Consider the following 15,039-nt stretch of genomic DNA (forward strand, 5'->3'; position numbering starts at 1 on the left):
AGGAATACTATGAGTCTGAATTTCCTAGATTTTGAACAGCCGATTGCAGAGCTGGAAGCGAAAATCGATTCCCTGACTGCGGTAAGCCGTCAGGATGAGAAACTGGATATTAACATCGACGAAGAGGTGCATCGTCTGCGCGAGAAAAGCGTAGAGCTGACGCGCAAAATCTTCGCCGATCTCGGTGCATGGCAGGTTGCGCAACTGGCGCGCCACCCGCGCCGTCCTTACACCCTGGATTATGTCCGCCTGGCGTTCGACGAATTTGACGAACTGGCCGGTGACCGCGCCTTCGCTGACGATAAAGCGATTGTCGGCGGTATCGCGCGTCTTGACGGTCGTCCGGTGATGATCATCGGCCACCAGAAAGGTCGCGAAACCAAAGAAAAAATTCGTCGCAACTTTGGTATGCCGGCCCCGGAAGGCTACCGCAAAGCGCTGCGCCTGATGGAGATGGCTGAGCGGTTTAAAATGCCGATCATCACCTTTATCGACACCCCGGGCGCCTACCCGGGCGTCGGCGCGGAAGAGCGCGGCCAGTCGGAAGCGATTGCCCGCAACCTGCGTGAGATGTCGCGTCTGAGCGTGCCGGTTATCTGCACCGTGATCGGCGAAGGCGGCTCCGGCGGCGCGCTGGCGATTGGCGTGGGCGACAAGGTCAATATGCTGCAGTACAGCACCTATTCGGTGATTTCGCCGGAAGGCTGCGCCTCCATTCTGTGGAAGAGCGCGGATAAAGCGCCGCTGGCTGCGGAAGCGATGGGCATTATCGCCCCGCGTCTGAAAGAGCTGAAGCTGATCGATTCTATCGTTCCGGAACCGCTGGGCGGCGCCCACCGCAACCCGGAAGCGATGGCGGCAAGCCTGAAAGCGCAGCTGCTGGCGGACCTGGCCGATCTCGATCTTCTCAGCGAAGAAGAGCTGCTGAACCGCCGCTATCAACGTCTGATGAGCTACGGTTACGCCTAAGTTTTCCGCTAGCGCAAAACACTAAGGGCCGGATTTTCCGGCCCTTTTTTTATGTGCGATGCGCCCAGGGGATTGCTATGATGCTGGACTTAGGTGAATACCAGGAGGAAAGCGTGAATATCATCGCCATCATGGGGCCTCACGGCGTCTACCACAAAGACGAGCCGATCAAAGAACTGGAAGCGGCGCTGCAGCGCCAGGGCTTTCAGACCATCTGGCCGCAAAATAGCGCCGACCTGCTGCAGTTTATCGAGCACAACCCGCGCATCTGCGGCGTGATCTTCGACTGGGATGAGTACAGCGTCGATCTGTGCAGCGATATTAACCAGCTCAATGAATATCTGCCTCTGTACGCCTTTATTAACGCCCACTCGACGATGGACGTCAGCAGTCAGGATCTGCGCATGACGCTGTGGTTCTTCGAATATGCGCTGGGACTCTCCGAAGAGATCGCCACCCGTATCGGGCAGTATACCCGCGAGTACCTGGACAATATCACCCCGCCATTTACCCGCGCGCTGTTTAACTATGTGCAGGAGGGGAAATATACCTTCTGTACGCCGGGTCATATGGGCGGTAGCGCCTATCAGAAAAGCCCGGTGGGCTGCCTGTTCTATGATTTCTTTGGCGGGAATACGCTGAAGGCGGATGTCTCGATTTCGGTCACCGAGCTGGGCTCCCTGCTGGATCATACTGGCCCGCATCTGGAGGCGGAGGAGTATATCGCTCGCGCCTTTGGCGCCGAGCAAAGCTATATGGTGACCAACGGTACCTCGACGTCCAATAAAATTGTCGGTATGTACTCGGCGCCCGCCGGCAGCACGCTGCTGATTGACCGTAACTGTCACAAATCGCTGGCCCACCTGCTGATGATGAGCGATGTGGTTCCTCTGTGGCTGAAGCCGACCCGCAATGCGTTAGGGATCCTCGGCGGTATCCCCAGGCGCGAGTTTACCCGCGACAGTATTCAGCAGAAAGTGCGCGACACGGGCGGGGCGCAGTGGCCCGTGCATGCGGTGATCACCAACTCCACCTACGATGGGCTACTCTACAACACCACCTGGCTTAAAGAGACGCTCGACGTCCCGTCGATCCATTTCGATTCCGCCTGGGTGCCGTATACCCATTTCCATCCGATATATCAGGGGAAAAGCGGCATGAGCGGTGAGCGGATCCCCGGAAAAGTCATCTTCGAGACGCAGTCGACGCATAAGATGCTGGCCGCGCTGTCGCAGGCCTCGCTGATCCACATTAAGGGCAACTATGATGAAGAGACCTTTAATGAAGCCTTTATGATGCATACCTCTACGTCGCCGAGCTATCCCATCGTCGCGTCGATTGAGACCGCGGCGGCGATGCTGCGCGGTAACTCCGGTAAGCGCCTGATCCAGCGCTCCATTGAGCGGGCGCTGGATTTCCGCAAAGAGGTACAGCGACTGCGCGAGGAGTCGGACGGCTGGTTCTTTGATATCTGGCAGCCGGAAGCGGTGGATAAAGCCGAGTGCTGGCCGGTGGCGCCGGGCGAGGACTGGCACGGTTTCAAAGATGCCGATGCGGATCATATGTACCTCGATCCGGTGAAAGTCACCATTCTGACGCCGGGTATGGACGAGCAGGGGAATATGGATGAAGAGGGGATCCCGGCGGCGCTGGTGGCGAAGTTCCTCGACGAGCGGGGCGTGGTGGTGGAGAAAACGGGCCCCTATAACCTGCTGTTCCTCTTTAGCATCGGTATTGATAAAACCCGGGCGATGGGTCTGCTGCGCGGCCTGACCGAATTTAAGCGCGCCTACGATCTCAATCTGCGGGTGAAGAATATGCTGCCGGATCTGTACGCGGAAGATCCCGACTTCTACCGCAACATGCGGATCCAGGATCTGGCGCAGGGGATCCACCGCTTGATCCGCCAGCACCAGCTGCCGCAGCTGATGCTCAGCGCCTTTGACGTCCTGCCGGAAATGAAAATGACGCCGCATCATGCCTGGCAGCGCCAGATCAAGGGTGAGGTGGAAACCATTGAACTGGAGAACCTGGTGGGCCGGATTTCGGCCAACATGATCCTCCCTTATCCGCCGGGCGTACCGCTGCTGATGCCGGGAGAGATGATCACCGAGGAGAGCCGGGCGGTGCTCGACTTCCTGCTGATGCTCTGCTCAATAGGACGTCATTACCCGGGGTTTGAGACCGATATTCACGGCGCGAAGCGCGATGAGGACGGCGTGTATCGGGTACGAGTCTTAAAAAATGACGAAAGGCTTGCGCGTTAACGGCGCGCACGAGTAACGTGGCTGGCTTAACAGAAGGAGTTTGACCATGCTGGGTTTGAAACGGGTTCACCATATTGCCATCATTGCGACTGACTACGCCCGCAGTAAAGCGTTCTATTGCGATATTCTGGGGTTTACGCTGCAAAGCGAGTTTTATCGCGCCGAACGTGACTCCTGGAAGGGCGATCTGGCGCTCAACGGCGAGTATGTGATTGAGCTGTTCTCGTTCCCGTTTCCGCCGGCCCGACCCAGTCGTCCGGAAGCCTGCGGGCTGCGTCATCTGGCCTTTAGCGTGGATGATATCGACGCTGCGGTGGCGCACCTGACGGCGCATGGCGTGGAGTGCGAAGCGATTCGCGTCGATCCCTTTACCGGTAAACGCTTTACCTTCTTTAGCGATCCGGACGACCTGCCGCTGGAAATATATCAGCAGTAAACCTTGCCAGCGCGACCCTGGCCCGGTAACGTGCCGGGCCATCACTTCTCGGTATGTTTGTGGTTATGACGGCTAACATTGCGCATACGCTTCATCCCCATCGCCAGCTGCTGGTGGCCTTCAGCGGCGGTCTGGACTCGACGGTTCTTCTGCATCAGCTGGTGTTGCTGCGGGAACAGGATCCCTCTCTGACGCTGCGGGCGGTGCATGTTCACCACGGCCTTAGCGCCCACGCAGACGACTGGGTGGCGCATTGTCGGCAAATTTGCCAGCAGTGGCAGGTGCCGTTGGCGGTGCATCGCGTGACGTTAGCCCGGGGCGGCCTGGGCGTCGAGGCCCATGCCCGCGCGGCGCGCTATCAGGCCTTTCAGGAGACGCTCCACGCCGGCGAAGTGTTAGTGACCGCTCAGCACCAGGACGATCAGTGTGAAACGCTGCTGCTGGCGTTAAAACGCGGCAGCGGTCCGACCGGCCTGTCGGCGATGGCGCCATCGTCTCCCTTTGCCGGCAGTCGACTGCTGCGTCCTCTCCTCAATGAAACCCGGGAATCGCTGCGCCAGTGGGCGCTCGCCCACCAGCTGTCGTGGATTGAAGATGAGAGTAATCAGGACGATACCTATGACCGCAACTTCCTGCGCCTGCGGGTGATCCCGGTGCTGCGTGAGCGCTGGCCGCACTTTAGCGAGGCCGTCGCCCGCAGCGCCAGCCTGTGCGCCGAGCAGGAGCAGCTGCTGGACGAGATGCTGGCGGCGGAGCTGGCGTCGCTGGTGGCCGAAGACGGGTCGCTGGCTATCGCGCCGCTGACGTCGATGAGTTCTCCCCGCCGCGCGGCGTTGCTGCGTCGCTGGCTCGCCGGGCAGCAGGCGCCGATGCCGGCCCGCGAGGTGCCTGAGCGCCTCTGGCACGAGGTGGCGCTGGCGCGGGAAGATGCCAGCCCCTGCCTGCGGTTGGGGGAATTTACCGTCCGCCGTTTTCAGCAGCGCTTGTACTGGGTGAGATATGTACCCGGGCAGACGGACAGCGTCCAGCGCTGGACAGACTGGCGCCAACCGCTGCGGCTGGCGGACGGTCTTGGTGAGCTGGTGCTGCAGCAGGGCGGCAGGCTGCGCCCGCCCCCGGCGGATGAGCCAGTCACCGTCCGCTTTCGCGCCAACGGCCATCTGCATATCGTCGGGCGTCATGGCGGCCGTAAGCTGAAGAAGATCTGGCAGGAGCTGGGCGTTGCTCCGTGGCGACGAGACACCACGCCGCTGCTGTTTTACGGCGAAACGCCGATTGCCGCAGCGGACGATCTGTTTGTGACCAACGAAGGTGAAGTCAAAGACGGGGAAGGGGTCAGTCTGGCGTGGAGGAAAACGGGCGGTTAAGCCCGTTTTGATTCAGGATTCGCTCACCACCACGGTGCCGATTTCCGGGTGACTGAAGCTGGCGATTTTATCCAGGCGCAGCTCGCGGACGTTGCCGGCGAGTTCGACCACAAGATACTCGATATTTTTACGCGAGATTAGATCGCTGGCCTTCGCCTGCAGCTGTTCGCCATCCTTCAGCGCCAGCGTCAGCACCAGGTGATGCTGGCAGGCCAGCTCCAGGTTGTCGTAATCATCGCAGTTAATGGGTTGATAAGTATCATTCATTGACATAATCGCTCACCAGTAAGTTTGCTGCCGCATAAGCGGCCTTTTCCCTGACTGACTCCGAAAGGGCCTCATCCGCCGCAATCTCATTCAATACTTTCAACACGCAACCCAGCGCATCCGGGATATACCCTAAGTCTCCGCTGGCTATTTCCGCATACCGCTTGCGTATTAACTCACAATAGTGGTCCACATGCCCTCCTGTCAGCGTTCTGACTCAACCGTGGGATGCAAGTTTAAGCCTACGAAGATAAACTCTGTTTAGCAAGGGAACTATATCATAGTCATTTAAGCAATTTCAGCAGGATGAAACAGGTTGCTGCGATTGCTGACAGCCTTTTGTCGTCAGTTTCGCTACAATGTACGCCATTTTTTTCAGGAGTTTGTTCATGGCGCTGAAAGCGACGATATATAAAGCCGCGGTGAATGTAGCCGATCTGGATCGCAACCAGTTTCTGGATGCTAACCTGACGCTGGCGCAGCACCCGTCGGAAACCCAGGAGCGCATGATGCTGCGCCTGCTGGCGTGGATCAAATATGCCGATGAGCGGCTGCAGTTTACGCGCGGCCTCTCGTCAGACGACGAGCCGGAGCTGTGGCTGCTTAACGATCATCTCGGGGTTGATCTGTGGATCGAGCTGGGGCTGCCGGACGAGAAACGTCTCAAGAAAGCCTGCTCGCGGGCGCAGGCGGTGGCGTTGTTTGCCTATAACAGCCGGGCGGCTGAAATCTGGTGGCAGCAGAATCAGAACAAGCTTGCGGCATACCCGAAGCTGACTATCTGGTATCTTGATGATGCCCAGCTGGCGCAGCTTAGCGCTTTTGCCGACCGCACGATGACGCTGCAGGCCACTTTGCAGGAGGGGAGCATCTGGTTGTCCGACGCTCAGAATAATCTGGAAATTCAGCTTACCGCCTGGCAAGGGCCGGCATGATTACTATCAGCCGCAGCGTGGCCATTGCCGATAACGAGATCACGCTGGAAGGTATTCGCGCCCAGGGGGCCGGGGGTCAACACGTGAACAAAGCGTCGACCGCGATCCATCTGCGCTTCGATATTAAAGCCTCGAGCCTGCCGGCGTTTTACAAAGAGCGCCTGCTCGCCGCCAGCCACCACTTAATTTCTGCTGACGGTGTGGTTATCATTAAGGCTCAGGAATATCGCAGTCAGGAGATGAACCGCGAAGCGGCGATCGCCCGGCTGGTGGCCCTTATCAAAGAATTGACCGCAGTGCAAAAAAGTCGCCGGGAGACGCGACCGACTCGGGCATCCAAAGAGCGACGCCTTGCTTCCAAGGCGCAAAAGTCCTCAGTCAAGGCGCTGCGTGGGAAAGTTCGCCAGTGAAGGCGTCGGCGAACGGGTGGAATGGATCATAAGGAAAGTAGAGTGAAGAAAATCATATTCTCCGTGATAGCGGCCTGTTCGCTGTTCGCGCTGTTTGGTTGTAACCATCGCGCCGAAACTGACACGGTCCAGCCGGCGGCGATGGAAGAGCTCAAGCCGATGCAGCAAAGCTGGCGCGGGGTGCTGCCTTGCGCGGATTGCGAAGGCATCGACACCTCGCTGTTCCTGGAAAAAGACGGCACCTGGGTGATGAATGAGCACTACCAGGGCGCGCGTCGTGAACCATCCTCCTTTGCCTCTTACGGCACCTGGGCGCGTACGGCGGATAAGCTGGTACTGACCAACAGCAAGGGCGAAAAATCGTACTTTCGCGCGAAGGGCGACAAGCTGGAGATGCTCGACCGCAACGGGAGCCCCATTCAGTCTCCCCTCAACTATACCCTGGAGCCGGTGAAGGCCAGCCTGCCGACCACCCCGATGGCGATGCGTGGTATGTACTTCTATATGGCCGATGCGGCAACCTTTACTGATTGCGCGACCGGTAAACGCATCGCGGTGGCGAATAATGCCCAGCTTGAGCGGGATTATGCCGCTGCCCGCGGCAATGATTCACGTCCGGTGCTGCTGGTGGTGGAGGGGCACTTTACCCTCGAGGCGAACCCGGATACCGGCGAAATGATGAAAACGCTGATGACGGATCAGGCTGGCAAATTTATTCCTGGGAAGGACTGTGGACATTGATTGTCCGGCTCCTGCCCGGGAAACGGGCAGGGGATACGCCTCAGCGGTAGCCGGCCAGCGGAATTGGGTCATTGTGGTTTTACCGTCCCCCCTTTTCCACCAACCATAGCGCACGAAGCATGAGCCTCATGACGGGGGTAAAGGGCAAATCGTTCTTTTACTCCGCACCGGCCTTCGGTTTGCTCAACCCCACCAGTTTACCGGCCTGAAGATAAACTCCCAGTTTCAGATGCCCGACATACTGCAGCTGCGTCTCGGGTTTAAAGGTGGCGACATCTCCTTCCCGCATGTGCAGCAGATCGGAAGGGCTGATCCACGCCGCCTGCGCCAGGGTCAGCGGATGCCCGGCTCTGACAAAGGCCTCGCTGACAAACTCCGAGCAAAACCACGCTTTCTTGTCGGGGCTGGCCCCATCGCCCAGTTGCGCTTTGGCCAGGCCGCTTACGCACTGCTGGCGAAAGTTACGCGAGAAAGGGTTGAGCGAGCAGAGCGGTTTGGTGACCATATAAGGGATAAACTGAATAATGCCGCGATAGTTATACCCGCTGTCTTTGACCTGCCAGGCAAAACCTCTCATCGCCATCGCCTGGTCCGGCGTCAGATCGGGCACCCTGAGGGCAAAGAGTTTATCGCTGTGCGCCATCGCTTGCTGTAGCGATATCACCTGCACGCCGGCGCCGGTAGCCTCCGCAATTTGACCCTCGCCGAGATACAGCGCGACGTGGCTCACGGAAGAGGCGCTGAAGGCGCGGATCCCAAGCGAAGTGACGCCAAGGCTGGAGGAGAAGAGCAGGTCGCCGGAACGAAGGTCGCTTTCGGCGATTTCGCGCAGTCCGCTGCCGGCAATCGAGCTTTGACGCTGGAGGGTGACAGCCCATGGCGGTGAGCGGCCATCGGTAGCGGATGCGGAAGGGACGCTGCGGCCGACGTCTACAGTGCAGGCGGTAAGCAGGAGCAGGGCGGAGGTAAGCAGCCCGCTGCTGAGGAGAGGTGCAGTCATGGGTACAGTCCTTGTAAAAAAAAGGCCCTGACATCCGTTCAGGGCCCTGAGCTGTGTAATTAGCCTTTTATCGCTTTAACCAGATATTCCACAATATCCCCGGTCTTGATCAGCTGCTTCTCACCGTTGCGACGATACTTGTATTCGATATCGTCGTTGTCGAGGTTACGATCGCCCAGCACGATGGTGTGCGGGATACCGATCAGCTCCATATCGGCGAACATCACGCCCGGACGCTCTTTACGATCGTCCATCAGCACTTCAATACCCTGGGCGCTCAGCTCGGCGTACAGTTTCTCCGCCAGCTCCTGCACACGGTAAGATTTATGCATGTTCATCGGCAGGATCGCCACCTGGAACGGCGCAATCGCATCCGGCCAGACAATACCGCGATCGTCAAAGTTCTGCTCAATCGCCGCCGCCACCACGCGAGTGACCCCGATACCATAGCAACCCATGGTCAGGATCTGGTTGCGGCCATCTTCGCCCTGAACCGCGGCTTTCATCGCCTCGGAGTACTTCGTCCCCAGCTGGAAGATATGACCCACTTCGATACCGCGCTTGATAAGCAGGGTACCTTTGCCGTCCGGGCTCGGATCGCCGGCAACGACGTTACGGATGTCAGCGACTTCCGGCGTGGCGACATCGCGGTCCCAGTTGATGCCGAAGTAGTGTTTGCCGTCGATGTTGGCGCCGGCGGCGAAATCGCTCATCACCGCCACAGTACGGTCAATAATCACCGGCACCGGCAGGTTCACCGGACCCAGGGAGCCCGGACCGGCTTTCACCAGGGCGCGGATCTCTTCTTCGGTGGCGAAGGTCAGCGGGCTGGCGACCTGCGGCAGTTTTTCCGCTTTCACTTCGTTCAGCTCGTGATCGCCGCGCACCAGCAGGGCAACCAGCGGGGAAGCGCTATCTTCAACCGCTTTCACCAGCAGGGTTTTCACGGTTTTTTCGATCGGCAGGTTGAACTGCTCAACCAGCTCGGCGATGGTTTTGGCGTTCGGCGTGTCGACCAGGGTCAACTCCTGGGTGGCGTCTGCGCGCGGCGTTTTCGGCGCAACGGCTTCCGCAAACTCAATGTTTGCCGCGTAGTCGGAGCTGTCGGAGAAGATCACATCGTCTTCGCCGCTCTGCGCCAGCACCTGGAATTCATGAGAGGCGCTGCCGCCGATGGAGCCGGTATCAGCCTGTACCGCGCGGAAATCCAGCCCCATACGGCTGAAGATTTTGCTGTAAGCGGCGTACATCGCATCGTAGGTTTCCTGCAGCGATTCCTGCGAAGTATGGAAAGAGTACGCATCTTTCATCAGGAATTCGCGGGAGCGCATCACGCCGAAACGCGGGCGCACTTCGTCGCGGAATTTGGTCTGGATCTGATAGAAGTTCAGCGGCAGCTGCTTATAGGAGTTCAGCTCGTTGCGGATCAGATCGGTGATGACCTCTTCGTGGGTTGGACCGAGGACGAACGGACGATCGCCACGATCGGCAATGCGCAGCAGTTCCGGGCCGTACTGCTCCCAGCGACCGCTCTCCTGCCACAGTTCAGATGGCTGAACGACCGGCATTAACACCTCGATCGCACCGGCGTTGTTCATCTCTTCACGCACGATGTTTTCGACTTTTTTCAGGACGCGCACGCCGGTCGGCAGCCAGGTGTATAACCCGGAGGCCAGCTTGCGGATCATCCCGGCGCGCAGCATCAGCTGGTGGCTGATTACCTCGGCGTCGGCAGGTGTCTCCTTCAGAGTGGAGAGCAGATATTGGCTAGTACGCATGTTGTAACGGTTCCAGTTAAACGAGCGGAACAGGCTGGTTGCCCAGCCTGAAACAAAAAAAGTGGTTTAGTTTACCAGTGTGGCAAAGATGCCAAAAGAGAGGAAAATAAAATTAGCGCGCTTCGAGGGCAAAGACTTCAAAACCGGAGGCAGTCACCCGCCAGCGGACGTTGAAATCCAGCAGCCAGACGGCGTAATTTTTGCCTGCCTCTTCCTCCTTACGGTAGGCCGGACGCGGATCCTGCGCCAGCACCTCTCGGATAAACGCCTTCAGGTGCGGATAACGCTTCTCCAGATGCAAAAGCTGCGTTTCGACGTCGGCGGTAAAACTGACGACCTGATCCGCCTGCGGCGCCTGTTGCGCGTAGCTGGCGTGCGCGTCGGGCAGCGCTTCGGCAAACGGCAGATAGGGTTTGATGTCGACCACCGGCGTACCGTCGACGAGATCGAGGCTGCCGAGTTCCAGTATCACCTGCTCTTTCTGACAGCGAACGCCCTTCAGCTCAACCAGAGACATGCCAATGGGATTGGGGCGAAAGGTGGAGCGGGTGGCGAAGACGCCCATACGCGCGTTGCCCCCGAGACGGGGAGGGCGCACCGTCGGACGCCAGCCGCCTTCCATGGTCTGATGAAACACAAACAGGATCCACAGATGGCTGAAGCTTTCCAGACCACGCACGGCGTCGGCCTGGTTGTAGGGCGCGATCAGATGGAGTTCTCCGCCGCCGTGCTTGACCAGACCCGGCTGGCGAGGTACGGCAAACTTCTCTTTATACGGCGAGCGGATCACGCCTATCTGCGCGAACTGAAATGCACTCATTGCGCCGAGACGTTAAGCGCCGAGCCCAGACAAACCGCCTGACGGTAGCAGCCTGGGGTGCCGCTGGTCACTTCGCAGCGGTGCAGCAGGACAGCATTGGCTTTCATACGTGCGGCATTAATCTGCAGGCGCTTGCGGGCGGTAGGGATATTCGGCGGAGAATCCTGATTCGAGGCCTGGCAGGACTCGCCAGACACTTCCCCCAGATCGCGGAATGGTTTACCTACCAGCTCTGACGCATCGGTATAAATACGTACCGGCGCCGGACGGGTTGCGCGTGGTTTGCTCGGCTCAGATTTAACCGGGGGAGTTGCAGTGCTTTGAACAGGTTCAACGGGAGATCTGCTTAGCATGGAACAACCGCTTAACATGAGTGCTAACAAACAGACCGGTAAAGCACGCATAGTATTTCCTCAATGAATAAAAAACAGGGCGTTATTGAATCAGGTGCTTGCATAAATGACAAGACGGGCGTGAAGCCCGTCCTGAATGATATTACGGTGAGAAAAGATTACCAGCCTTTCACTGCGCCGCCGTTAAAGATCTTGTTTGCTGCTTCGTAAACTTCATCGCTCTGGTAAGCCTGAACGAATTTTTTCACATTCTCAGCATCTTTATTGTCTTCACGCGCCACGATCAGGTTCACGTACGGCGACTCTTTTCCTTCAACAAAGATGCCGTCTTTCGCCGGGGTCAGGCCAATCTGGCTGGCGTAAGTGGTGTTGATAACGGCCAGCGCAATCTGCGCGTCGTCAAGAGAACGCGGCAGCTGCGGCGCTTCCAGTTCAACAATCTTCAGGTTTTTCGGGTTCTCGACGATATCCAGCGAGGTCGGCAGCAGGCCTACGCCGTCCTTCAGTTTGATCAGGCCCACCTGCTGCAGCAGCAGCAGAGAACGACCGAGGTTGGTCGGATCGTTAGGGACGGCGATCTGCGAGCCCGGCTGCAGTTCGTCCAGCGATTTGATTTTCTTCGAGTAACCCGCGATCGGGTAGACGAAGGTGTTGCCGACAGCCACCAGCTTGTAGCCGCGGTCTTTAATCTGCTGGTCGAGATACGGTTTATGCTGGAAGGCGTTGACGTCGATATCGCCTTTGCTCAGCGCTTCGTTCGGCAGAACGTAATCGTTGAAGGTCACCAGCTCAACGTCAAGGCCATACTTCTCTTTTGCCACTTTCTGCGCGACTTCAGCGACCTGCTGCTCCGCCCCGACGATAACGCCGACTTTAATATGATTCGGATCTTTTTCATCCTGACCGCAACCCACCAGCGCCAGAGAACCGATTAACGCACCAACTGCCGCAAAGGTTTTGAAATTAAAGGCCATGTTATTTCCTTCCTGTAAGAATGAGTGTTGTCTGCCAATAACGTTATTTATGAGTCACAGCCCGGACGATGCGATCGCCAGAGAATTGAATTAAATAAACCAGAATAACCAGCAATACCAGTACGGTATTCATTACGGTGGCGTTGTAACCGATATAGCCATACTGATAACCAATCTGCCCCAGACCGCCGGCGCCCACCGCGCCGCCCATGGCGGAATAGCCCACCAGGGTGATCAGGGTGATGGTGGCGGCGTTGACCAGACCCGGCAGCGCTTCAGGCAGTAGAACCTTACGCACGATCTGCAGCGGCGTGGCGCCCATCGCCCGGGAGGCTTCGATAAGGCCGGTCGGGATCTCCAGCAGGGCGTTCTCCACCATGCGAGCGATAAACGGCGCGGCGCCCACCGTCAACGGCACGATCGCCGCCTGCAGGCCGATTGAGGTGCCGACGATCACGCGGGTAAATGGGATCATCCAGACCAGCAGGATAATGAACGGGATGGAGCGGAAAATGTTCACCAGCGCCGACAGCGTCCGGTACAGTTTAGCATTGGCGACGATTTGCCCCGGACGGGTCACGTACAGCAGCACGCCCACCGGCAGACCAAGGACAAAACCGAAGAAGCCGGAGACAAAGGTCATTGCCAGCGTTTCCCATACGCCGCGCAACAGCAGCCACATCATTGCCTCAGACATAACCCAATACCTCTACTTTTACATGATGTTCCTGCAGCCAGGCGATAGCCGCCTGAGTGTCTTCCTGTGTACCGTGCATTTCGGTCAGCATGATGCCGAACTTCACCCCGCCGGCATAATCCATCTGCGCGCTAATAATGTTGTTATTCACGTTGAAGCGACGCGCGGTTTCAGAAAGCAGCGGCGCATCGACGGAGTGGCCGGTAAATTCCATGCGCAGCATCGGTACGCTATCCGCTGTGGCGGTAGGTTTCAGGCGCGCCTGGTAGTCATCCGGAATATCCAGGTGCAACGTCGACTGAATAAACTGCTGGGCCAGCGGCGTCTTCGGATGGGAGAAGACTTCGCTCACCGTGTCCTGTTCAATCAACTGGCCGTTGCTAATCACCGCCACGCAGTCGCAGATGCGTTTCACCACATCCATTTCGTGGGTGATCAGCAGGATGGTCAGCCCCAGGCGACGGTTAATGTCTTTCAGCAATTCGAGAATGGAACGGGTGGTGGCCGGATCCAGGGCGCTGGTGGCTTCATCGCACAGCAGCACCTTGGGGTTACTGGCCAGCGCGCGGGCAATGGCGACACGCTGTTTCTGGCCGCCAGAGAGATTAGCCGGATAGCTGTCGTGCTTATCGCCCAGGCCGACAAGATCCAGCAGCTCCGTCACACGGCGTTTGATTTCTGCCTGTGGCGTGTTATCCAGCTCCAGGGGTAACGCCACGTTGCCGAAAACGGTGCGGGATGCCAGCAGGTTAAAATGCTGGAAAATCATGCCAATCTGACGGCGAGCGCGGGTTAGCTCTTTTTCCGACAGCGCAGTCAGTTCCTGACCGTCAACCTGTACGCTGCCCTCGGTCGGGCGCTCCAGCAGGTTAACGCAGCGAATCAGCGTACTTTTACCGGCGCCTGAGGCACCGATGACGCCGTAAATTTGTCCGGCAGGGACATGCAGGCTGACATTGTTCAGCGCCTGAATGCTGCGATTCCCCTGCTGGAACACTTTGGTGATATTGGAAAGTTTAATCATCAGTTATTTATTATCGTTTAGCCGTTTGCCGTGGCATTTTCTTCTGCCGTATCCAGGCGATGCCTGGCAATGAAATGGATGTTAAGGCATCCAGACGTCTAAATCAATCTGACTCTTTATAATGAGCACTTTCTTGCATGCGGAAACATGCGATACTAACGGCACTAGCCTTTTTCAGGAGCAAACCGGTGGCAAAGTCAGTACCCGCAATTTTTCTCGACCGTGACGGCACCATTAATGTCGATCATGGCTACGTCCACGAAATCGACAATTTTGAATTTATCGATGGCGTCATTGACGCAATGCGCGAACTCAAAGAGATGGGCTACGCGCTGGTGCTGGTCACTAACCAGTCCGGTATTGCTCGCGGTAAATTTACCGAAGCCCAGTTTGAAACGCTGACCGAATGGATGGACTGGTCTCTGGCAGACCGTGGCGTCGATCTGGACGGTATCTATTATTGCCCGCATCACCCGCAGGGTGCGGTTGAGGAGTACCGTCAGACCTGTGATTGCCGTAAACCGCATCCGGGGATGCTGATCTCCGCCCGCGATTATCTGCATATCGATATGGCCGCTTCCTATATGGTAGGGGACAAACTGGAAGATATGCAGGCTGCAGCGGCCGCTGATGTCGGTACTAAAGTGCTGGTGCGTACCGGTAAGCCTGTTACTGAAGAAGCGGAAAAAGCCGCGGATTGGGTGCTAAATAGCCTGGCCGAGCTGCCGGCGGCGATTAAAAAGCAGCAAAAATAAGCGTTGCGTATAAAAGATGAGCGGTTGAAATAAAATTGTATTTTTCCGCTTGTCATTCCCGGCGGGCTCCCTATAATGCGCCTCCATCGACACGGCAGATGTGAATCACTTCACACAAACAGCCGGTTCGGTTGAAGAGAAAAATCCTGAAAAACGGGTTGACTCTGAAAGAGGAAAGCGTAATATACGCCACCTCGCGACAGAGCGCTAAAGCGCGTCGCAACTGCTCTTTAACAATTTATCAGA

The 15,039-nt window shown here is 57.6% G+C and carries 17 protein-coding genes; 8 read left to right on the forward strand and 9 right to left on the reverse strand.

Features of this window, described 5'->3' with window-relative positions:
* Positions 1-9 precede the first annotated feature (9 nt).
* The 4 genes from accA (at position 10) to tilS (ending at position 5,039) form a co-directional block, all read left to right on the forward strand.
* Complete coding sequence (gene accA, locus ABLU95_RS16125) at positions 10-969, forward strand: acetyl-CoA carboxylase carboxyl transferase subunit alpha (RefSeq protein ID WP_004145855.1); 960 nt, start codon at positions 10-12, stop codon at positions 967-969.
* Between the two features lie 113 nt (positions 970-1,082).
* Complete coding sequence (locus ABLU95_RS16130; RefSeq protein ID WP_004204462.1) at positions 1,083-3,236, forward strand: lysine decarboxylase LdcC; 2,154 nt, start codon at positions 1,083-1,085, stop codon at positions 3,234-3,236.
* Positions 3,237-3,282: 46 nt separating this feature from the next.
* The gene (locus tag ABLU95_RS16135; protein WP_002889387.1) at positions 3,283-3,672 is read left to right on the forward strand and encodes a VOC family protein; all 390 of its coding nucleotides are present in this window, start codon (positions 3,283-3,285) and stop codon (positions 3,670-3,672) included.
* A 53-nt stretch (positions 3,673-3,725) separates the two neighbouring features.
* Complete coding sequence (tilS, locus tag ABLU95_RS16140) at positions 3,726-5,039, forward strand: tRNA lysidine(34) synthetase TilS (protein ID WP_218810352.1); 1,314 nt, start codon at positions 3,726-3,728, stop codon at positions 5,037-5,039.
* 12 nt (positions 5,040-5,051) lie between these two features.
* Here the strand turns inward: tilS and rof are convergent, their stop codons facing one another.
* Both rof and ABLU95_RS16150 read right to left on the reverse strand, forming a co-directional pair.
* Positions 5,052-5,312, reverse strand: coding sequence for a Rho-binding antiterminator (gene rof / locus ABLU95_RS16145; protein WP_002889424.1), 261 nt, complete (start codon positions 5,310-5,312; stop codon positions 5,052-5,054).
* A complete protein-coding gene (locus ABLU95_RS16150; protein WP_002889429.1) occupies positions 5,299-5,499 on the reverse strand; it encodes a YaeP family protein in 201 nt (66 codons plus the stop codon). The genes rof and ABLU95_RS16150 overlap by 14 nt, the downstream gene beginning before the upstream one ends.
* Positions 5,500-5,695: 196 nt before the next feature.
* Here ABLU95_RS16150 and ABLU95_RS16155 point away from each other — a divergent pair, with 196 nt between their 5' ends.
* The 3 genes from ABLU95_RS16155 to nlpE are packed head-to-tail and all read left to right on the forward strand — an operon-like array spanning position 5,696 to position 7,392.
* Positions 5,696-6,241 carry a YaeQ family protein gene (locus ABLU95_RS16155; protein WP_023292054.1) on the forward strand — a complete coding sequence of 182 codons (546 nt, stop codon included), beginning with the start codon at positions 5,696-5,698 and terminating at the stop codon, positions 6,239-6,241.
* Positions 6,238-6,651, forward strand: a complete 414-nt coding sequence (gene arfB / locus ABLU95_RS16160) for an alternative ribosome rescue aminoacyl-tRNA hydrolase ArfB (RefSeq protein WP_004204468.1) — start codon at positions 6,238-6,240, stop codon at positions 6,649-6,651. Before ABLU95_RS16155 ends, arfB begins: the two co-directional genes overlap by 4 nt.
* A gap of 42 nt (positions 6,652-6,693) precedes the next feature.
* Positions 6,694-7,392, forward strand: a complete 699-nt coding sequence (gene nlpE / locus ABLU95_RS16165; RefSeq protein WP_086075002.1) for an envelope stress response activation lipoprotein NlpE — start codon at positions 6,694-6,696, stop codon at positions 7,390-7,392.
* A 157-nt stretch (positions 7,393-7,549) separates the two neighbouring features.
* On the opposite strand, the gene ABLU95_RS16170 is transcribed toward nlpE, so the two are convergent.
* From ABLU95_RS16170 to metN, 7 genes are all read right to left on the reverse strand, one after another.
* Positions 7,550-8,392, reverse strand: coding sequence for a YaeF family permuted papain-like enzyme (locus ABLU95_RS16170; protein ID WP_065882731.1), 843 nt, complete (start codon positions 8,390-8,392; stop codon positions 7,550-7,552).
* 59 nt (positions 8,393-8,451) lie between these two features.
* Complete coding sequence (gene proS / locus ABLU95_RS16175; RefSeq protein WP_032452990.1) at positions 8,452-10,170, reverse strand: proline--tRNA ligase; 1,719 nt, start codon at positions 10,168-10,170, stop codon at positions 8,452-8,454.
* A 112-nt stretch (positions 10,171-10,282) separates the two neighbouring features.
* Entirely contained in the window at positions 10,283-10,990 is a 708-nt protein-coding gene (tsaA, locus tag ABLU95_RS16180) for a tRNA (N6-threonylcarbamoyladenosine(37)-N6)-methyltransferase TrmO (RefSeq protein ID WP_065882729.1), read from the reverse strand.
* Positions 10,987-11,394 carry an Rcs stress response system protein RcsF gene (gene rcsF, locus ABLU95_RS16185; protein WP_023292059.1) on the reverse strand — a complete coding sequence of 136 codons (408 nt, stop codon included), beginning with the start codon at positions 11,392-11,394 and terminating at the stop codon, positions 10,987-10,989. The genes tsaA and rcsF overlap by 4 nt, the downstream gene beginning before the upstream one ends.
* A 107-nt stretch (positions 11,395-11,501) precedes the next feature.
* Positions 11,502-12,317 carry a methionine ABC transporter substrate-binding lipoprotein MetQ gene (gene metQ, locus ABLU95_RS16190; RefSeq protein WP_002889445.1) on the reverse strand — a complete coding sequence of 272 codons (816 nt, stop codon included), beginning with the start codon at positions 12,315-12,317 and terminating at the stop codon, positions 11,502-11,504.
* 43 nt (positions 12,318-12,360) lie between these two features.
* On the reverse strand, positions 12,361-13,014 hold the full coding sequence (locus ABLU95_RS16195; RefSeq protein ID WP_004204478.1) for a methionine ABC transporter permease MetI: 654 nt from the start codon (positions 13,012-13,014) through the stop codon (positions 12,361-12,363).
* Positions 13,007-14,038, reverse strand: coding sequence for a methionine ABC transporter ATP-binding protein MetN (gene metN / locus ABLU95_RS16200; protein ID WP_002889450.1), 1,032 nt, complete (start codon positions 14,036-14,038; stop codon positions 13,007-13,009). The genes ABLU95_RS16195 and metN overlap by 8 nt, the downstream gene beginning before the upstream one ends.
* A gap of 188 nt (positions 14,039-14,226) precedes the next feature.
* Between metN and gmhB the strand changes: the two genes are divergently transcribed.
* Positions 14,227-14,793 (forward strand): D-glycero-beta-D-manno-heptose 1,7-bisphosphate 7-phosphatase, encoded by a 567-nt coding sequence (gmhB, locus tag ABLU95_RS16205; protein WP_023292060.1) that lies wholly within the window; start codon positions 14,227-14,229, stop codon positions 14,791-14,793.
* Positions 14,794-15,039 lie beyond the last annotated feature (246 nt).

Origin of the sequence: Klebsiella sp. GG_Kp146 (assembly GCF_040061975.1) — a bacterium.
GTDB lineage: Bacteria > Pseudomonadota > Gammaproteobacteria > Enterobacterales > Enterobacteriaceae > Klebsiella > Klebsiella quasipneumoniae.

Bases quoted from the DNA above. Each gene is read 5' to 3' on its own strand.
- ABLU95_RS16155 (WP_023292054.1), top strand. From the start codon at position 5,696: ATGGCGCTGAAAGCGACGATATATAAAGCCGCGGTGAATGTAGCCGAT.
- arfB (WP_004204468.1), top strand. From the start codon at position 6,238: ATGATTACTATCAGCCGCAGCGTGGCCATTGCCGATAACGAGATCACG.
- ABLU95_RS16195 (WP_004204478.1), bottom strand. From the start codon at position 13,014: ATGTCTGAGGCAATGATGTGGCTGCTGTTGCGCGGCGTATGGGAAACG.
- accA (WP_004145855.1), top strand. From the start codon at position 10: ATGAGTCTGAATTTCCTAGATTTTGAACAGCCGATTGCAGAGCTGGAA.
- rof (WP_002889424.1), bottom strand. From the start codon at position 5,312: ATGTCAATGAATGATACTTATCAACCCATTAACTGCGATGATTACGAC.
- tsaA (WP_065882729.1), bottom strand. From the start codon at position 10,990: ATGAGTGCATTTCAGTTCGCGCAGATAGGCGTGATCCGCTCGCCGTAT.
- ABLU95_RS16135 (WP_002889387.1), top strand. From the start codon at position 3,283: ATGCTGGGTTTGAAACGGGTTCACCATATTGCCATCATTGCGACTGAC.
- proS (WP_032452990.1), bottom strand. From the start codon at position 10,170: ATGCGTACTAGCCAATATCTGCTCTCCACTCTGAAGGAGACACCTGCC.
- metQ (WP_002889445.1), bottom strand. From the start codon at position 12,317: ATGGCCTTTAATTTCAAAACCTTTGCGGCAGTTGGTGCGTTAATCGGT.
- tilS (WP_218810352.1), top strand. From the start codon at position 3,726: ATGTTTGTGGTTATGACGGCTAACATTGCGCATACGCTTCATCCCCAT.
- ABLU95_RS16170 (WP_065882731.1), bottom strand. From the start codon at position 8,392: ATGACTGCACCTCTCCTCAGCAGCGGGCTGCTTACCTCCGCCCTGCTC.
- metN (WP_002889450.1), bottom strand. From the start codon at position 14,038: ATGATTAAACTTTCCAATATCACCAAAGTGTTCCAGCAGGGGAATCGC.
- rcsF (WP_023292059.1), bottom strand. From the start codon at position 11,394: ATGCGTGCTTTACCGGTCTGTTTGTTAGCACTCATGTTAAGCGGTTGT.